Here is a 15,846-nt window from a genome sequence, read left to right as displayed (position 1 = left end):
TGAAATGTGGCTCCCGCGTTCCGGGTGCTTTACGCACCATCCTCTGCTCGTTTGGTCCAGCCCGGCAGGGCCGGAAGTCCCGTTAGCGACGCTCGTGACGCCGCCGTGACCGGGGACCGACTGCGCCCGTGGATCCTTGACGGTGTCACCCGTCCCAGGTCTGAATGACGGTGTCCATGCCAGTTCCGCCCGCCCACGGCTCAGCCATGACTTTTCCCCATAGCCGGGTCAGCAGATTCCTGTCCTCAACCCGGGAGGGGTCGGAAACGAGCGACACTGGACTCAGGTGTTGTCGACCTCTTGGTCCACCAGCAGCACGGGGCATTGTGAGTGCGCCGCGCATGCCCGGCTTACCGAACCGATTGCCTGATCCAGGAACCCGCCCTCTCCGTGGCGGCCAATGACGAGGAGCTGGGCGTTCTTGCTCTCCTCGACAAGGACCTTGGCCGGTGCCCCGAACTTGACTGTGATGCTGAGGTTCTCTGGTCTATCCGCGTCGAAAGCCCGGTCAAGCGCTTGTTCTACCAGTTGCCTGGCGGATTCTTCCAATTCGCTTGAGAATTTGCTGATCCCTTGCTCCATACGCGAGGAGAAAAAGAGATCCGGCATGCCGACACAAGTAATAGCTTCCAGCGGCAAGTCCAGGCGCTCAGTCATCCGTCCTGCCCATCGCAAGGCTGCCGACGAGTACTCGGAGCCGTCCACGCCCACAATGATCCGATTCGACGATGGTTCTGTGTTCATTGCTCCACCCTGTCTGGCGGGCGACCGGCAGGCTAGGGCCGAAAGTCACGGTCTAATTTTCGGAGACGGGAGGGGTAGGAGAACAGGCTCTGGCGAATAGGCGCCCGGCGTTCGGCTGCGTCCCAGGGCCCGGAGCGCATTCAGGATTGCCGCGAGATCCACCAGTTCCTGGAGGAGAGCGCCGGCCACTGCCGGGACGAAGCCGAATGCTGCAGCTGCCATCAACCCCGCGCTGAGGAGAATTCCTGTCCAGATGCTGGTTCGGGCGATGTGGATGGTGCGCCGGCCGATGTCCACGGCATCTGCCACTTTGGATAAGTCATCGAGCATGATGACGACGTCGGCTGATTCGCTGGCTGCGGTGGCTCCCTTGGCACCCATTGCTACTCCCACGTCGGACGCGGCCAGGACAGGTGCATCGTTGACGCCGTCACCGACCATCATGACGGGGCGATGGTTCAACTCAGCGACGGCAGCCACCTTGTCGGCAGGCAGGCAATCGGCCAAGACCCGCGTTATCCCGGCTTCGGCCGCAATATGTGACGCGGTGGAAAGAGTGTCACCGGTCAGGAGCAAGGTTTCGCGCACGCCGAGGCGTCGCAGCTGGGCCAGGGTGGCTACCGCGTTTTCCCGCAGAGGGTCGCTCATGATCAGCGTTCCGGCGAAGCGCTTGTCCACTCCGACATAGATCCCAAGTTGCCCGCTGGCCACGTCTGCTTGTTCGAAGCCGGTCGTGGCCGAGCCAACGAAGCCAGCTTTCCCAACCACCACAGTCTGGTCCCCACAGACAGCCGTGACACCTTGCGTCGCGTGTTCATTGGCGCTGCTGACGGGGAGCAGGAGCAGGCCGCAGGATCGCGCGGCATCAATCACGGAGGCCGCCAGCACATGGGAGGAAGACTGTTCAGCGGACGCTGCGAGTTGGAGTATTCGCCCGGGAGAGGTCCCTTCTGCGGCGGTCGGGGCGACCCGTATCGCCTGCAGGGCGGGGCGGCCGTGCGTGAGGGTTCCGGTCTTGTCAAAGACTGCAGTCCGGACTCGGGCAAGTTGTTCGAGGGTACCTGCATTCTTGATAATGATCCCCGAGCGGGCTGCGCGGCTGGTGCCCGCAAGGAATGCTACAGGGGCCGCGATCAATAGGGGACACGGTGTCGCAACGACCAACACCTGGGCGAATCGTTCTGGATCCTGACTGACGTACCACGCGATTCCGGCCAGCAGGAACGCAAACAGCGTAAATGGCACGGCGTAACGGTCCGCAAGCCTGACTGTCGGTGCGCGGCTCGCCGCAGCCTCTTGGACCAGGGCCACGATTCGGCCGTACTGGGAGTCTGCGGCAGTGGCGCTCGCGACCATGCGAACGGCTTCTTCGCCGTTGACCGATCCGCTCATGAGGGCGTCGCCCTTGCCGTGCTCGACCGGCAGGCTTTCGCCAGTCAGGGAGGATTCATCGAAAGTCCCGGCGGGGGAGAGCAACAGACCGTCTACCGGGACGATTTCGGACGGTTTGACCAACAGCGTGTCTCCGGAACGGATGCTCCTCACGGGAACCTCTTCCACAGGGTTGCCCGGGGTCTCGCGGTGCGCGATCCGCGGAGCCCGCTCAAGGAGGGCTTTCAGTTCGTGCGTAGCCCGTCCGTGGGCAAATTCCTCCAGGGCGTCTCCTCCGGTGAGCATGAGGACGATGATGAGGGCCGCAATATATTCCCCCACCACGAGGGTGCTGACGATGACCGTCACCGCCAGCAGGTCGATGCCCCACCGTCCCCGGAAGAGATCCCTGATCATGGACACGGCCCGGTACGTGGCCACAGCCAGTGCATAAATAGTCGCTGTTGCCTGTGCGGCAGGCATTTGACCGAGGCCCAGCAATACCCCAACGCACAGTCCAGCGAGGAGCGTGGACGCTACCAGGGGAAAACGAAGGATCAAGGCCATGGGAGCCGCCCCGCTCGGGTGTGCCTCCTCAGGGACGAGCCTCAGGGAGGGTGAAATGATGCCTAGTGGTGGGATTCCCGGTTGAGAATGACCTTCAGTGCGTGTGTTTCAGCCGCCCTGGAGAAGGTGTCGTAGGCATCGATGATCTGTGCCAGGGGGAAGTGGTGGGTCGCAAATTTCTCGGCGGGAATCTTGTGCTGGGCCACCAGCTGGAGCAGCATCGGGGTCGTGTTGGTGTTGACCAGGCCCATGCTGATGTTGAGGTTCCGGATCCAGAGGTCCTGGAGGCGCAGTTCAACGGATCTACCGTGTACGCCGATGTTGGCCACATTTCCGCCCGGGCGCACGAGCCGCAAGGCCATGTCGAAGGTGTCCGGGATTCCGACTGCTTCAATGGCGACATCCACTCCTGCGCCGTCGGTGTGGGACATGACGTCGCTGATCCACCCGGGATCGTCTGGGTTCACGACCTCGGTTGCGCCGAACTCCCGGGCTCGGGCAAGGCGGCCTTCGTTCGGGTCGATGGCGATGATCGTGGCGGCGCCGTAGAGATTCGATGTGGCCATCGCAGCGAGGCCGATGGGGCCGGCTCCGACGACAGCGACGACGTCACCTGGCTTGACGTGACCGGCCTGGACGCCGATTTCGAACGCCGTGGGCAGGATGTCGGAGAGCATGACCGCTTGGTCGTCGGTGACCCCCTGAGGCAATTTGTAGAGCGAGTTATCCGCGTAAGGGACGCGCACGTAGTCGGCTTGGGTGCCGTCAATGAGGTGGCCGAATATCCAACCCGTTCCGGACTGGCCTTCCTCCCCGGCGCAGTGCGAGTAGAGGCCCTTCTTGCAGTTGCCGCAGTGTCCGCAGGATTTGATGCAGGAGATGATGACGCGATCTCCGGTCTTTAGTCCCGTTACCGAGGAACCTACTTCGGTGACCGTTCCGACGCCCTCATGCCCGAGGACCCGTCCCTCCTGGACTGCCGGTACGTCGCCTTTGAGGATATGGAGGTCCGTTCCACAGATCGTGGTTGTGTCGATGCGGACGATGGCGTCGGTTGGATGGATGATGATGGGGTCCGGAACGTCGGTCCAAGACTTTTGTCCTGGTCCGCCATAGACGAGTGCTTTCATGATTGATCCATTCAAAGAGTGCAAGCCGTGCCCCCGGTGACACCGGGAAGCAACGGCAAGTCAGTGGAAGAGTTCGGAGCGGGCATCCCACACGGGGGTATCCCAGATGTCGGGCCGGGTGGTCTTGAAACGTCGCCCGGTCAGAGCATCCAAGGTGAGGCGAACATAGTGGCTCTTACTGCCCGGCTGCCACGGATCGAGGTGCAGGGCGTCGGCGGCTGACTTTTCCTCCCGGTCGACGATGAGGTGCGCCTGGCCGCGGACAACGACGCTCCAGGCCTTCCCGGAGCCCGCGTCGAAGCCGTCGATTTCGAGAGCGCAGGCGTCCCGCATCGAGCTCCAGAATTTCGTGCCGATCCCTGTACGGAAGACGATGGAGCCGTGGTCCACGATGTAGTTCACCGGGAAGATGTCCGGATGGTTCTCGACAATCACGGCCAGCCTGCCAACGGTGGTTTGGCCAAGCAGTTCAAGGCATTCCTCAGGGTTCAGTCTTTCGATCGCATCCGCTGATTGAGGGTTCATGAGCCTGACGCTACCGGCGGCTGTCCGACGTCGTTAGGGGCTTTGGGCCCGCCGTGCGCCCCTTCATTCGAGTCCGGCGCGGGTGGCGTCGTCCAAGGGACTCCACCAGGTCAGGGGAGGGGTGACGGTGAAGCGGCGCCCGGTGATCGACGTCGGGACGATGCGGATGAAGTGGTCTTTGCGGCCCGCTTGCCAGGGGAAAAGGAGCAAACCCACCGTATCGAGGACCTCCTGGGTGAGCTTAATGGCACCAGCCTGCCCTTTCACGACCACGCTCCACGCCACCCCGTTGTCCGGATTGACGCCGTCGGCCTCCAGCGCAACGGGTGTTTCGCCGAGGGCTGAGTGGAGCTTCGTTCCTTCTCCGGTCCGGAAGACGAGGGTACCGTGGTCGACCTTGTAGTTGATCGGGAAGATGTCGGGGTGGTCTATTACCCAGACTGCGAGGCGTCCTACGGAGACGCCGCGCAAGAGTTCCCAGCATTGTTGAGGTTGCAGGATCTCTGGCTCAGGTGTTGATGGCTTGTTGGTCATGTCGCAGAGGCTACGCCCGGGGATGAGAGGGAAACAGGGCACAAAGGCCCATCGCCTCGCGGTCATCTGGGCGAGCACGGGACTCGGTAGTAGTCTGGCATCGGATGTGCCACCTGGCGCGACACGGGTACCTGCCCCGTGTGGCGATACCGCTCGAAAGGCAGTAAATGAACGGTTCTACTCCAGATCCTGTGCGGGCCGATCGCCCGCACGTCCCCGGAATCAGGATCGAAGACCTCCTCCGGGACTTCTTGTCCAGGGCGGGAGAACTCCTCGAAGCCCAGGAGCATATGCGCGGACTGCTCGAAGCTGTTGTCGCGGTCGCCGAAGATTTGAGCCTCGAGGCTGTGTTGGACAGGGTCGTGACGTCCGCCTGCCGGTTGCTGCACGCCCGTTACGGGGCCCTGGGGGTAATCGGTGAGAACAAATCACTAAGTCACTTCGTCACGGTCGGCATCGACGAGGACCTTGCCAGCCGTATCGGCCCGCTACCGACCGGGCATGGTGTCCTCGGCCTGCTGATTACGGAGCCTGCGCCGCTTCGCCTTCATGATCTTCACGAGCACCCCAAATCTTACGGATTCCCCGAGAACCATCCACCCATGAAATCCTTTCTCGGTGTCCCTGTGCGCGTTCGGGACGTCGTTTTCGGCAATCTCTATTTGACCGAAAAGGAAGGAGGCGGCGATTTCACTCCCGAAGATGAGGATCTTGCCGTCGCGTTGGCCGCCGCCGCTGGTGTGGCCATCGAGAACGCACGGCTTTATGAGGACGCCCGCCGACGCTCGTCCTGGCTTGAGGCCTGCATGGATGTGACCGGCCGGATGATCGGCGGAGACCGGACGGCGGAGCCGGAAATTGTCGGGCTCGACCAGATTGCCGACCGGGCGCTCCGGGAATCGGAATCCCAGCTGGCCCTGATCCTCGTTCCAGATGAGGGCGTGGGCTCGTATTGTGTCGCGGGTGCCGCAGGGACTGAAAGCGCACATTTCGCCGGAAACATCCTGCCTATGGATTCCGCCGTCATCAGGTCAGTCGCGGCCACCGGGATGCTCGCCTGCATCGACGAAGCGGGAGACCTCCTCGGACCGGCTCACGGCTTGTCCATCGGAAGACTCCTGGCGATCGATCTCAGCGCCCAGGGCGCCCACCATGGGCTTCTGGTTCTGGCTCGATCTCCTGGAACGGGGCCCTTTGCGAAGACGGATGTGGAGATGGGCGCAGTCTTTGGTTCGCACGTGGCCTTGGGCTTGGAGCTTGACCGGATTCACCGGCTCCGTGAAGAGCTTGTGGTTTTCTCGGACCGGGATCGCATCGCCCGGGACCTGCACGACCTTGTCATCCAGCGCCTTTTCGCTGCTGGACTCAGCATCCAGAGCCTGCGGCGGTTCACGACAGGCGAACCTGCCTTGACTCGGATCAATGCGGTCACCGCGGAACTGGATGAAACCATCAGGGACCTCCGAAACACCATTTACTCGTTGCATTCTTCCGGGGAGCAGGAGTTGCTGAGCAGCCGGATACTGCAGACTGTCCGCACTGCCACCAGGTCGCTGCCCTTCGCCCCTCACCTGACGATCATCGGGGCAGTCGATTCCGTGCTCGACGACGGAATCGTCATCAACGCGCTGGCGGTCATTTCCGAAGGCCTCAGCAATGCGGTCCGTCATTCCGAGGCGCAGGCAATGAGCGTTTCCGTCTCGGTGGAAGATGGCATGCTGACATTGATCATCAAAGACGACGGCAGGGGCTTCAGGGATGCTGTCCCGGGAAATGGTCTGGTCAACATGCAACAGCGGGCCTTGGAGCTGCGCGGTTCGTTTGAGGTGACCAGCGCCCCGACGAAGGGCACAACCGTGGTGTGGTCGGTTCCGGTCCACTGAGGTTCCGGTCCGCCGGACCGTCAGCGGACGGTTCCACGGTCCGTATCTGGTCCGTGGGCAATATGGACCGCCGCCTGGGTGCGACGTTCGAATCCCAGCTTCGCCAACATCGAGGAAACGTAGTTCTTCACGGTTTTTTCGGCGAGCTGCATCAGTTCCCCGATTTGCCGGTTGGTCAGGCCCTGGCCCACTAGGTCAAGGACCCGCCGCTCCTCGGTAGTCAACAAGGCGACCCTGGGATCTACGCGATGGCGTTCCGTGAGGCGCCGGATGATTTGCGCCTTCACCCCGCCATCAAACAAGGACTCGCCTCGCGCGGCGCGCCGGAGCGCACCTATCAGGTCGGTGCCGCCGATTTCCTTCAAGACATACCCCGCCGCCCCCGCAAGGACCGCTCCACGAAGAGCTTGTTCGTCGTCGTAACTGGTCAGAATCAGGCAGTTCAGTGTGGGGTCAACGGAGCGGACATCCCGGCATACTTCAATGCCCGTGCCGTCGGACAATCGGGCGTCCAACACCGACACATCCGGGTGCAACGCAGGAATGCGTCGGACCGCCTCCTCCGCCGAACCGGACATGCCAACCACCACGAAGCCTTCGCTTTCCAGCAGTTCCTGAAGTCCCCTGCGGACAAGCTCATGATCGTCCAGGACATACACACGGATCGGCGGTACGCCGACGAACCGGGCATCGCTGGGGGATCGTACTGGGCCATCCATGATCCTCCTGTCCGGCAGCCCGTGGCTGCGGTCCCGCCGGCCCGTCATGGTTTGCCCGGCAATGTCATTTTTCCGTGCCCGCCAATGGCAAACAAGGGCCGAAGGACCCAAGCCGGGGCCATGACTTTCGGCCCTGTTTGACGGGGAATTTTCTGCCCATTCTTAGAGAAAACGCGGAACGGAAGGGAACACCATGACCACGGGAGCCCGGCACGGCAAGATCATCGTCGGCGTCGACGGCTCTGATGCCTCCGTAGAGGCCCTGCGCGAAGGCCACCGCCTCGGATCAGCACTGGGAGCAAACGTCGAGGCGTGGGCATGTTGGGACTTTCCCGTGGGTCATGAGACCTACGAAATGATGGGGCGGGACGGATTCAGCCATCAGGCATCCGAAATACTCCGTGACGCCATGACGAGGGCCTTCGGCTCCCAAATTCCTCGAAACGTCCGGACCAGGCTCGTCCTCGGCGCCGCGCGGCAGTCGCTCGTCGACGCCAGCAGATTCGCCTCGTTGCTGGTCGTCGGACGGCGCGGACACGGCGGGTTCAACGGCCTGTTGCTTGGTTCGGTCAGCGCGGCCTGCGTCGCCCACGCCCATTGTCCCGTTCTCGTCGTCCACGCGCCCGATGCAACCGCACACCCGGAGCCCCGTCCCGGCGCCGCCGGGGCGGCCATCAGAAAAACCCAACCGATCAAAGGAGCACGATCCAGATGAAGAAGTGGACTCGTTGGCAGGACTGGACGGTCATCGCCGCCGGCGCCTATGCCGCACTCTCGGTGCTGTGGACAAGTCAAGGTGGATCGTCCACAGCGTTCATGGTCATCCTCGGTGTCCTGCTGGTCGCCGCCGGTGTGACCAACCTGGCCAGGCCGGGGATGCCGGCCGCCGAATGGGCGCAAGCTGCGTTCGCCGTCGTCCTCCTCGTTGCGCCTTGGATTGCCGGCTTCACCTCCATGACGGGGAGCGCCTGGAGCGCCTGGATCCCGGGCGCGGTCGCCGTGGTGGTCACGGCCTTGGCGATCAAGCCCAGCACGGAGGAATACCGTCATCACCACGTGATGCCGGCCCCGTAGCCGCGCAATTCCGGTCCGGGCATCCGGCAGCGCCCGGATGCCCGGCACTGCCAATATCGAGGAGGCAACATGAACAGCACACGCCCGGCACGACTGCGGTTTTTGGGAGCGACGGACACTGTCACGGGGTCCCGCTATCTCGTCGAATCCGGGGACACTCGGATCCTTGTCGACTGTGGCCTCTTCCAAGGCTATAAACGTATCCGGGACCGCAACAGGGTGCCGTTTCCCGTCCCGCCCGGTTCCATCGATGCTGTGCTGCTCACCCACGCGCATCTTGACCACACCGGATATGTTCCGGCACTGGTCCGGGACGGCTTCACGGGGCCGATCTACGCTACCCACGGAACCAGTGAACTGTGCAAGCTGCTGCTACCGGACAGCGGCCATCTTCAGGAAGAGGAAGCGCGTTACGCTGACCACCGGGGCTCCTCGGCGCATGTTCCCGCTCTTCCTGTGTACACCGCGGCAGATGCGGTCAGGTCCTTGAACGCTTTCGAGCCCCGGGACTTCGATACCCCGCTGGATCTTGGAGACGGCATCGTGGCCGCTTTCCTTCCGGCCGGACACATCCTGGGCGCAGCCCAAATCCATTTAGACATAGACGGGCGTTCAATACACTTCACCGGAGACCTGGGCCGTGCCGACGATCCCCTCATGTTCCCGCCGCGGGAACTGGAGGCCACCGACATTCTTGTCACTGAATCTACGTACGGTAACCGGAGCCACCCGGACCAGGACCCGGAGGCCGAGCTCGGAGCGGTCGTGTCCCGCGTTGCCAAACGAGGGGGAGTCGTCATGATTGCCGCGTTCGCCGTCGGCCGCGCAGAAACCCTGATGCTCCACCTCACGAGGCTCCGTCACAAGCACCTTATTCCGGACATTCCGGTCTATCTCAACAGCCCCATGGCCATCGACGCTTCCTACATGTACCGGCAGCATGCGGATGAACACCGACTGCTCGTGGACGAGTTCGAAGACATGTACAAGCTGGCCACCATGACACGCACCGCAGACGATTCCAAGCTTCTCAATCTGAGGGGAGGACCCATGATCATCATCTCCGCCAGCGGCATGCTCACGGGAGGAAGGATCCTTCACCACCTTGAGGCCTATGGTCCGGATCCGAAAAATGCCATCGTCCTCAGCGGCTACCAGGCCGGAGGAACACGCGGTGCCGACCTGGCGGCCGGAGCGAAGGAGCTCAGAATCTACGGCCAGGACGTCCCCATCCAGGCCGAGGTCATACACATTGAAGGATTCTCAGCGCATGCCGACGCCGACGAAATCATCCGTTGGATGCACGCAGCGGACCAGGCACCGCAGATGACCTATATCACCCATGGCGAACCTGCCGCCTCCGATGCTCTGCGGCGCCGCATCAAACGTGAACTGGGCTGGAACGCGAGGGTTCCCGAACATCTCGAAGCAGTCCCGCTCGACAACCCGCTGTAGCACCAATAGTTTCCACCCACGCCGGCAAAGGAGGCCCGTGATGGCTCTCTCTGAATACGAAAAGAAGACCCTGGAACAGCTCGCCCAGGAACTGGAACGCGATGATCCGAAATTCGCGTCCAAGATGAAATCGATGACTGAGCCTGCTGCCGGGAGGCACTTGGCATCAGGCATTTTCACCGCACTCGTCGGATGCCTTGTCCTGCTGACGGGTGTCGCGGCCCGAGCCCCGGTTTTGGGAATCACGGGATTCATTATCATGGGCACCGGAGCGTACGTGGCCTCGAAGTGTATCGGTTCCCTGAGGTTCCGACGGCGTCCGAGTTCTTCTCCGCTGCTTGGACCCGCAGAGCTCGGGTAGTTGAGGTGGAACCGACAGTTGATGTTCGAACCGTATTGATCCCGCCGCGGAGTCGTCGTCGGAGTGGACGGTTCGGAGGAATCAACGCAAGCGGTAGCCTTCGCTGCCGCAGAGGCAGATCGTGAAGGGCAGGAACTGGCCGTGCTGCACGCCTGCCCGATACCAGGTGCCTGGTTGCAAAAGGGGTTGCCCAAGGGCAGTTTCGTCGAGCAGTTCATGGAAGAAGAACAGGTGGTCCTTGCCGAGACAGTTGCCGGCCTGGCGGGAAGGTACCCCGACCTCGTGGTCCACAAAGTCCTGGCCACCGATCCCCCGGCCCAGGCCCTCGCTGAAGCCGCATCGACAGCGAAGCTGCTGGTCCTCGGCAGCCGCGGCAGGGGCGGACTAAAGCGTCTCCTGCTGGGCTCAACCGCCCACGCAGTCCTTGCCCAACTGGCGTGCCCCACCATCATCACCCGGATACGCCGGGTCAAGAACAGCAAATAGCGCGGACGCCGTCGACGCCTGGCGCCCGAAACCGGATTCAGGCCAGATGCACATGTCGGCCAGTCACTACCGCAGCGTGGATCCGGATGAAGTCATTCCTTGGGCCGCCTGCCCAGGGCTCTTCCATGACCTGCCCCCAAAGATAGGTCAGCAGCGCCGGCTCGTCCACGTGTGAGGAAGGACCGCTGACAAGGACCGACCACCCTTCGCTCCGGTCGGGCCGTGCCCCATCAATCTCGAACGATGAACTCAGGCGAGGCACGGCGTCGCCGATGGTCCCGGCAGCGGAGGTGCGGAAGTAGATTGCCCGGCCGTGGACGAGGTAGCTGACGGGCAGGATCATCACTCTGTTCTTGTAGTTGAAGCCGAAGCGGCCTGTGTCCTGAGAGCACAGCAACTCCCAGCACCGCTCCTGGCTAAGCTCCTGCGTGACGTGCCGGGCGCCGTCGAAGCGGCCCGGATCCATCTCGGGAACGGACATTGGTTTCTCCTCGCGCCGATCAGCTCGCTTCCGGAGCATGGACAACAAGGACCGGGCAGTGGGCGTGGGCGACGCAGGCGGAACTCACCGATCCGATCAAGAGCCCGCCAAATCCTCCGTGGCCACGCCTGCCGAGAACGATCAGGTCGGCTTCCCGGCTCGCTTCGATGAGGGATTCCCGTGTGTGACCGCGGACAACGCGTGAGACGACGTTGTCCGGCAAATCCGGACCGAACACCTTCGCCAAGGATTCCTTGAGGACCTGTTTGGCACTTTCTTCGAAGTCGTCGATGCCCATGGCCACGTAGCCGCCATAGACCTGGGGGAACTCCCAGCAGACCGTAGCTATTACCTGCGCTCCCAATGGCACGGCGAGGCTCTGAGCTTGCCTCAGCGCCTCGATGGAGGCTTCCGATCCGTCAACGCCAACAACGATCCTGGCTGTGGATGCTTCCCCGCCCATGACTTTCCTCCCGCGATAAGGTTGAATCCGTACCCCGCTAGCGTGGCCCGGGGCTGTCGCGGCTTGTAGGGCCGAAAGTCACAGTCGGGATCCGCGCCAGCGGGAGGCGCGGTCCGGCCCTGCGGCAGGACGGTGTGCCCTACTCTCGCGTAATCGGGATCTTGTGAGCCGAGGAGGGTTGGACCCTCTCCGGAATCGGGGCCCTCACTTCGAGGACGCCGTCCTTGTATGAAGCGGAGACGTCGTCCTTTTGGACCGTATCCGGCACTGGCAGCCTGCGGACGAAGGAACCATAGCGAAATTCCGATCTGTAGCTGCCCTTGTCCCTTTGCTCCTTCTTCTCCTGCCGTTCAGCCCTTATTTCAAGAAACCCGTCCCCAAGCGTGATTTCAACATCCTTCTCCGGATCGATCCCCGGCAGTTCGGCGCGAACCACCAGGGTAGTGCCTTCAACCAACTGTTCGACCCGGATCCCGGATGCTGCCACATCACCTTCGAAAAGCCGTTCGATCATCTCAATGGGTGAACGGCGGTTATCGAACCACCTGATCAAATCCGTCATGGCTGCCTCCTTGCTTCGATCCGGTCAGGCCGGAATCGGCCTGACTCTTCCAGAATGCGAAGCACGGGGAGTAGATCACAGAGTCTTTGGTCCCTTATGCCCCGCCTCCGGGTTGCGCCGTGGGGCCAGGGAGGGGACGGTCGGATTCGGGACCAGGAATCCTGCGGGTCCGATCACTCGGAGGGTGCGTTGATCACGAACCTTCGGCCGCTCAATTCCGCGGGCGTGACCCGGACCAGATGGTCTTTGGTGCCAGGTTCCCACGGAGACAGTTCCATTGCTGCGGACTCCTGAAGATCGTCGGCCTTCGTGACGATCTCGGCATGGCCTTTGACGATGACGCTCCAAGCGATGGTGCCATAGGTGTTGAAACCGTCGGCCTCCAAGGTGATCGTTTTCCCGGCCAGGACTGCGTCCAGTTTGGTGCCCGGTCCGGTCCGGAATATTACCGTTCCCTCGTCAGGCAGGAAATTGACGGGAAAGATCTCCGCGCTGTCGCCACTGACCACGCCAACCCTGGCGACGGAGGCGGAACGGAGGTATCTCCAGCACTCATGGACACTGAGCACTTCGGTATCGGGCCTCGACTCTGAATTCTCCATGTGGCTGAGCCTACAGATCCGGGCCAAGCGGCAATAGAGGAATGGATCTTTGTGGCGGCACGATTGGCGCCCGTGTCGGGAATGGACACGGGCGCCAACAATGCGCGGGCCTTCGTTAGTCGTTGGTGAGGACGACGCGGAAGCGGGCCTGGCCTGACATCATGCGGTCGAAGCCTTCGGCTGCCTTCTCCAGCGGGTAGGTCTCGATCATCGGGCGAACGCCGGTCAGCGCGGCGAAGCGGAGGGTGTCTTCGGAGTCTTTCGCGGTGCCGGAGGCGTGGCCGGCGACGGAGCTGCTGCCCATGACGAGGTCGGCTGCGCTGACGGCGAGGGGTTCGTGCGGGACCCCGACGACGACGAGCCGGCCCCGGGACGCAAGTCCAGGGATGGTGACCGACATGGCCTGGGCGTCGGTGACGGTGGCCAGGACAACCGTGGCGCCGCCGAGTCGCTTGAGTTCGGCCGCGACGTCGGTGGTGGTGCTGTCGATGTAGTGGTGTGCGCCGAGTTCCTTGGCGAATGATTCCTTTTCGGCGCCGCGGGCGATGGCAATGGTTTCGAAGCCCATCCTGGCGGCGAACTGGACCCCGAGGTGGCCCAGGCCGCCTAGGCCGAGGATGGCGACGCGGTCCCCGGGGCGGGCTCCGCTGTGGCGGAGCCCGTTGAAGGTGGTGACTCCCGCGCACATCAGCGGGGCGGCTTCGGCGAAGCTGAGCGCGTCGGGGACGAGGGCGAGGGCGTCGGCGGGGGCGACCAGGTATTCGGCGTAACCGCCGTCAGAGCTCAGGCCGGTGACCTTTCCGACCGTGCATGCGATGAAGTCCCCGCGCTGGCAGGATTCGCATTCGAAGCATGCCCCGCCGAACCAGCCAACGCCCACGCGCTGGCCTTCAGTCCAGCGGGTGACGCCTTCGCCTACGGACTCCACGGTTCCGGCGACTTCGTGGCCTGGGGTGCGGGGGTAGGAGGAGGACATGCCCGCGGCCGCCATGGAGTCGCTGTGGCAGATGCCATTGGCAGCGACCTTGATCAGGACATGCCCGCGCGGGACCTCGGGAACATCGAGTTCGACCGTCTCAAGGGAGGTTCCGGGGTTGGCGAATTGAACAGCTTTCATGGCGAGATGCCTTTCGTGAGTAGGTTTATGGATTCGCGGCCGTGCCGGATCGACGATCGAGCCGGTCCGGCACGGCCAGGTCTGGAGGATCTAGCGGACGATCTTGAAGTTGAAGTCCGGTGTCCCGAGGGCGCCCCAGAGGCGGAGCCAGACGGGCAGGAGCATTTCGGTGCCGCGGGCGGTGGTGATGTCGCCGAGGTCAATGACGTCCTGGTGGCCGAAGCTCTTCAGGAGCCCGGTGACGGTGTCCTTGGCGTCGGCGTCGTTCCCGGAGACGAAGACCGTGCTGGCCTCGGCCAACCGGTCCGGGTGGGTCATGAGGGCTGCGTTCATGGTGTTGAGGGCCTTGACCACCCGCGCGGCGGGAAAGGTGCGCTGGATCTGCTCGCCGAGGGAATCGGTGTCTTTCACGAACAGGGTAGGGGGCATGCCGTTGCTGAAATCGAGGGGATTGGCGATGTCCAGGATGATCTTGCCGTCGAGGTTTCCGGCCCCGGCCTGGGCCAGGACGTCCAGGGAAGCGCCGCCGTTCGTGGCGTTGACGATGATCTCGGCGCCGACGGCGGCATCGGCGAAGGCTGCCAGGGTGATACCGGGGTTTTCCGCGGCCCAGGCCCCGAACGGTGCGGTGCCCATTGCGTCGGGCTCGGTGCGGGCCAAGGTGGCCTCGGGGTCACGGGTGCCGATAGTGACGGCATGGCCAAGTTCAGCGAGGCGGGCTGCGATGGTGCGGCCTACGGTGCCGGTTCCGAGGATGGCGGTCTTCATGGATGGATCTCCTTGTTCAGTGCGGATGGTCAAGTACGGATTGGGGTACAGGAACCGACTGCGGGATGTGACTGCAGGAATGGTCAGCGGGTGAGGATTTTGAATCCGAGGTTGCGGCCGAACCCGGCTTCGAAGGCAAGGGTGAACCAGAGGGTGACGAAGTCGTCGACGATTTTCGCTTTGTCGTTGTCCCCGACCCGGATCGGGCGCAGCCCGGTGGCCGCGATGAGGGCTTCGGCGACGGCTTGGGAGGGGCCCGAGGGCCCGCTGTAGAGGAGGTCGCCCGTTTCTTCACCGTAGCAAGGATCCTCGAAATTTTCCCAACCCAGGCTGTTGAACGCTCGGTACGCCGGGGCGGTGGGGGCGTGTTCGGCGATCAAATCAAGGCTGTTCATGGTCGGGGCGCCGATGTTGTTGGTGGCGTCGATAACCACCTTGTCCGCCAGTTGCCGGCCGTAGGCGGGGATGGCTTCGACCATGGCGGCGCCGTTGATCGCCCACACGACGGCCTCGGAGGAGTCGATGGCTTCCTCAATACTCGTAACGCGGGCTCCCGTGTGGCGGGCGTCCTCCAGGCCGTCCCGGCCCGGGTTGCGAGTACCGATGGTGGCCGTGTGGCCTGCTTCGGCGAGTCGGGCGGCGAGTGTCCTGCCGATAATTCCGGTGCCGATGACCGCTACGCGAATGCCGTTCATCTCGGATTCCTCCTTGTTCCGCTGAGTAAGTAGGGCGTCGGTCCGATGTGATGGATCGTTCTCAAACAGTTTGTGACGGAACGATCCGTCTGTCAAACTGGATGCAAGGCAACAGTGGACGAAGGTTCAGGGGGAGTGTGGCTTCCGTGGCACGCAGGAGTGGCGCGCTGCCGGGAACCCGGCTCGGGGCTCGCTCCGACCGCCCGGCTTTTCCCCAGCTCAGAGTCCCTCCGGAAATTTCCCGAGCACTTTAGCGAGTTTCCTCGCGGTGCCTCTTTCCAGTTCGCGGCGGCGTCGCTATCGTCAAAG

General features: G+C 63.1%; 18 protein-coding genes and 1 pseudogene. 6 read left to right on the top strand and 13 right to left on the bottom strand.

Annotated features, from left to right (window positions below):
• Positions 1-282: 282 nt before the first annotated feature.
• The 5 genes from QRN45_RS20035 to QRN45_RS20015 form a co-directional block, all read right to left on the bottom strand.
• Positions 283-744, bottom strand: a complete 462-nt coding sequence (locus tag QRN45_RS20035) for a universal stress protein (RefSeq protein ID WP_241708407.1) — start codon at positions 742-744, stop codon at positions 283-285.
• Positions 745-789: 45 nt separating this feature from the next.
• Positions 790-2,682, bottom strand: coding sequence for a heavy metal translocating P-type ATPase (locus QRN45_RS20030; protein ID WP_284764437.1), 1,893 nt, complete (start codon positions 2,680-2,682; stop codon positions 790-792).
• A 62-nt stretch (positions 2,683-2,744) separates the two neighbouring features.
• On the bottom strand, positions 2,745-3,812 hold the full coding sequence (locus QRN45_RS20025; protein ID WP_264637857.1) for a zinc-dependent alcohol dehydrogenase family protein: 1,068 nt from the start codon (positions 3,810-3,812) through the stop codon (positions 2,745-2,747).
• Positions 3,813-3,872: 60 nt separating this feature from the next.
• The gene (locus QRN45_RS20020) at positions 3,873-4,337 is read right to left on the bottom strand and encodes a pyridoxamine 5'-phosphate oxidase family protein (RefSeq protein WP_241708410.1); all 465 of its coding nucleotides are present in this window, start codon (positions 4,335-4,337) and stop codon (positions 3,873-3,875) included.
• A gap of 63 nt (positions 4,338-4,400) precedes the next feature.
• Positions 4,401-4,871: a pyridoxamine 5'-phosphate oxidase family protein gene (locus QRN45_RS20015; protein WP_241708411.1), complete on the bottom strand. Its 471-nt coding sequence runs from the start codon at positions 4,869-4,871 to the stop codon at positions 4,401-4,403.
• 167 nt (positions 4,872-5,038) lie between these two features.
• Here QRN45_RS20015 and QRN45_RS20010 point away from each other — a divergent pair, with 167 nt between their 5' ends.
• Positions 5,039-6,754, top strand: a complete 1,716-nt coding sequence (locus tag QRN45_RS20010) for a GAF domain-containing sensor histidine kinase (RefSeq protein ID WP_284764436.1) — start codon at positions 5,039-5,041, stop codon at positions 6,752-6,754.
• Between the two features lie 20 nt (positions 6,755-6,774).
• Here the strand turns inward: QRN45_RS20010 and QRN45_RS20005 are convergent, their stop codons facing one another.
• On the bottom strand, positions 6,775-7,473 hold the full coding sequence (locus tag QRN45_RS20005; RefSeq protein WP_241708413.1) for a response regulator: 699 nt from the start codon (positions 7,471-7,473) through the stop codon (positions 6,775-6,777).
• A 193-nt stretch (positions 7,474-7,666) separates the two neighbouring features.
• Between QRN45_RS20005 and QRN45_RS20000 the strand changes: the two genes are divergently transcribed.
• The 5 genes and pseudogenes from QRN45_RS20000 to QRN45_RS19980 form a co-directional block, all read left to right on the top strand.
• On the top strand, positions 7,667-8,188 hold the full coding sequence (locus QRN45_RS20000; protein WP_241708414.1) for a universal stress protein: 522 nt from the start codon (positions 7,667-7,669) through the stop codon (positions 8,186-8,188).
• Positions 8,185-8,547 carry an SPW repeat domain-containing protein gene (locus tag QRN45_RS19995; protein ID WP_241708415.1) on the top strand — a complete coding sequence of 121 codons (363 nt, stop codon included), beginning with the start codon at positions 8,185-8,187 and terminating at the stop codon, positions 8,545-8,547. Before QRN45_RS20000 ends, QRN45_RS19995 begins: the two co-directional genes overlap by 4 nt.
• A 69-nt stretch (positions 8,548-8,616) precedes the next feature.
• The gene (locus QRN45_RS19990) at positions 8,617-10,002 is read left to right on the top strand and encodes an MBL fold metallo-hydrolase RNA specificity domain-containing protein (protein WP_241708416.1); all 1,386 of its coding nucleotides are present in this window, start codon (positions 8,617-8,619) and stop codon (positions 10,000-10,002) included.
• 40 nt (positions 10,003-10,042) lie between these two features.
• The gene (locus QRN45_RS19985) at positions 10,043-10,363 is read left to right on the top strand and encodes a DUF3040 domain-containing protein (protein WP_284764434.1); all 321 of its coding nucleotides are present in this window, start codon (positions 10,043-10,045) and stop codon (positions 10,361-10,363) included.
• Between the two features lie 60 nt (positions 10,364-10,423).
• Positions 10,424-10,849 (top strand): annotated as a pseudogene (locus QRN45_RS19980) (universal stress protein); the annotation flags it as partial.
• Between the two features lie 37 nt (positions 10,850-10,886).
• Here the strand turns inward: QRN45_RS19980 and QRN45_RS19975 are convergent.
• The 7 genes from QRN45_RS19975 to QRN45_RS19945 form a co-directional block, all read right to left on the bottom strand.
• Complete coding sequence (locus QRN45_RS19975; RefSeq protein ID WP_264637858.1) at positions 10,887-11,330, bottom strand: pyridoxamine 5'-phosphate oxidase family protein; 444 nt, start codon at positions 11,328-11,330, stop codon at positions 10,887-10,889.
• A gap of 19 nt (positions 11,331-11,349) precedes the next feature.
• Entirely contained in the window at positions 11,350-11,793 is a 444-nt protein-coding gene (locus QRN45_RS19970) for a universal stress protein (RefSeq protein WP_241708419.1), read from the bottom strand.
• Between the two features lie 139 nt (positions 11,794-11,932).
• On the bottom strand, positions 11,933-12,355 hold the full coding sequence (locus tag QRN45_RS19965; protein WP_241708420.1) for an Hsp20/alpha crystallin family protein: 423 nt from the start codon (positions 12,353-12,355) through the stop codon (positions 11,933-11,935).
• Positions 12,356-12,528: 173 nt separating this feature from the next.
• Positions 12,529-12,957, bottom strand: a complete 429-nt coding sequence (locus tag QRN45_RS19960; protein WP_241708421.1) for a pyridoxamine 5'-phosphate oxidase family protein — start codon at positions 12,955-12,957, stop codon at positions 12,529-12,531.
• 115 nt (positions 12,958-13,072) lie between these two features.
• A complete protein-coding gene (locus QRN45_RS19955; RefSeq protein ID WP_284764432.1) occupies positions 13,073-14,074 on the bottom strand; it encodes an alcohol dehydrogenase in 1,002 nt (333 codons plus the stop codon).
• A gap of 90 nt (positions 14,075-14,164) precedes the next feature.
• Positions 14,165-14,842, bottom strand: coding sequence for an NADPH-dependent F420 reductase (locus QRN45_RS19950; protein WP_284764430.1), 678 nt, complete (start codon positions 14,840-14,842; stop codon positions 14,165-14,167).
• Positions 14,843-14,925: 83 nt separating this feature from the next.
• Complete coding sequence (locus tag QRN45_RS19945; RefSeq protein WP_284764429.1) at positions 14,926-15,633, bottom strand: NADPH-dependent F420 reductase; 708 nt, start codon at positions 15,631-15,633, stop codon at positions 14,926-14,928.
• Positions 15,634-15,846: the final 213 nt, after the last annotated feature.

This window comes from Arthrobacter sp. efr-133-R2A-63, assembly GCF_030209795.1.
Lineage (GTDB): Bacteria > Actinomycetota > Actinomycetes > Actinomycetales > Micrococcaceae > Arthrobacter > Arthrobacter bambusae_A.
Note: the sequence above shows the minus strand (reverse complement) of the source record. Positions and strands in the feature narration are given on the sequence as shown.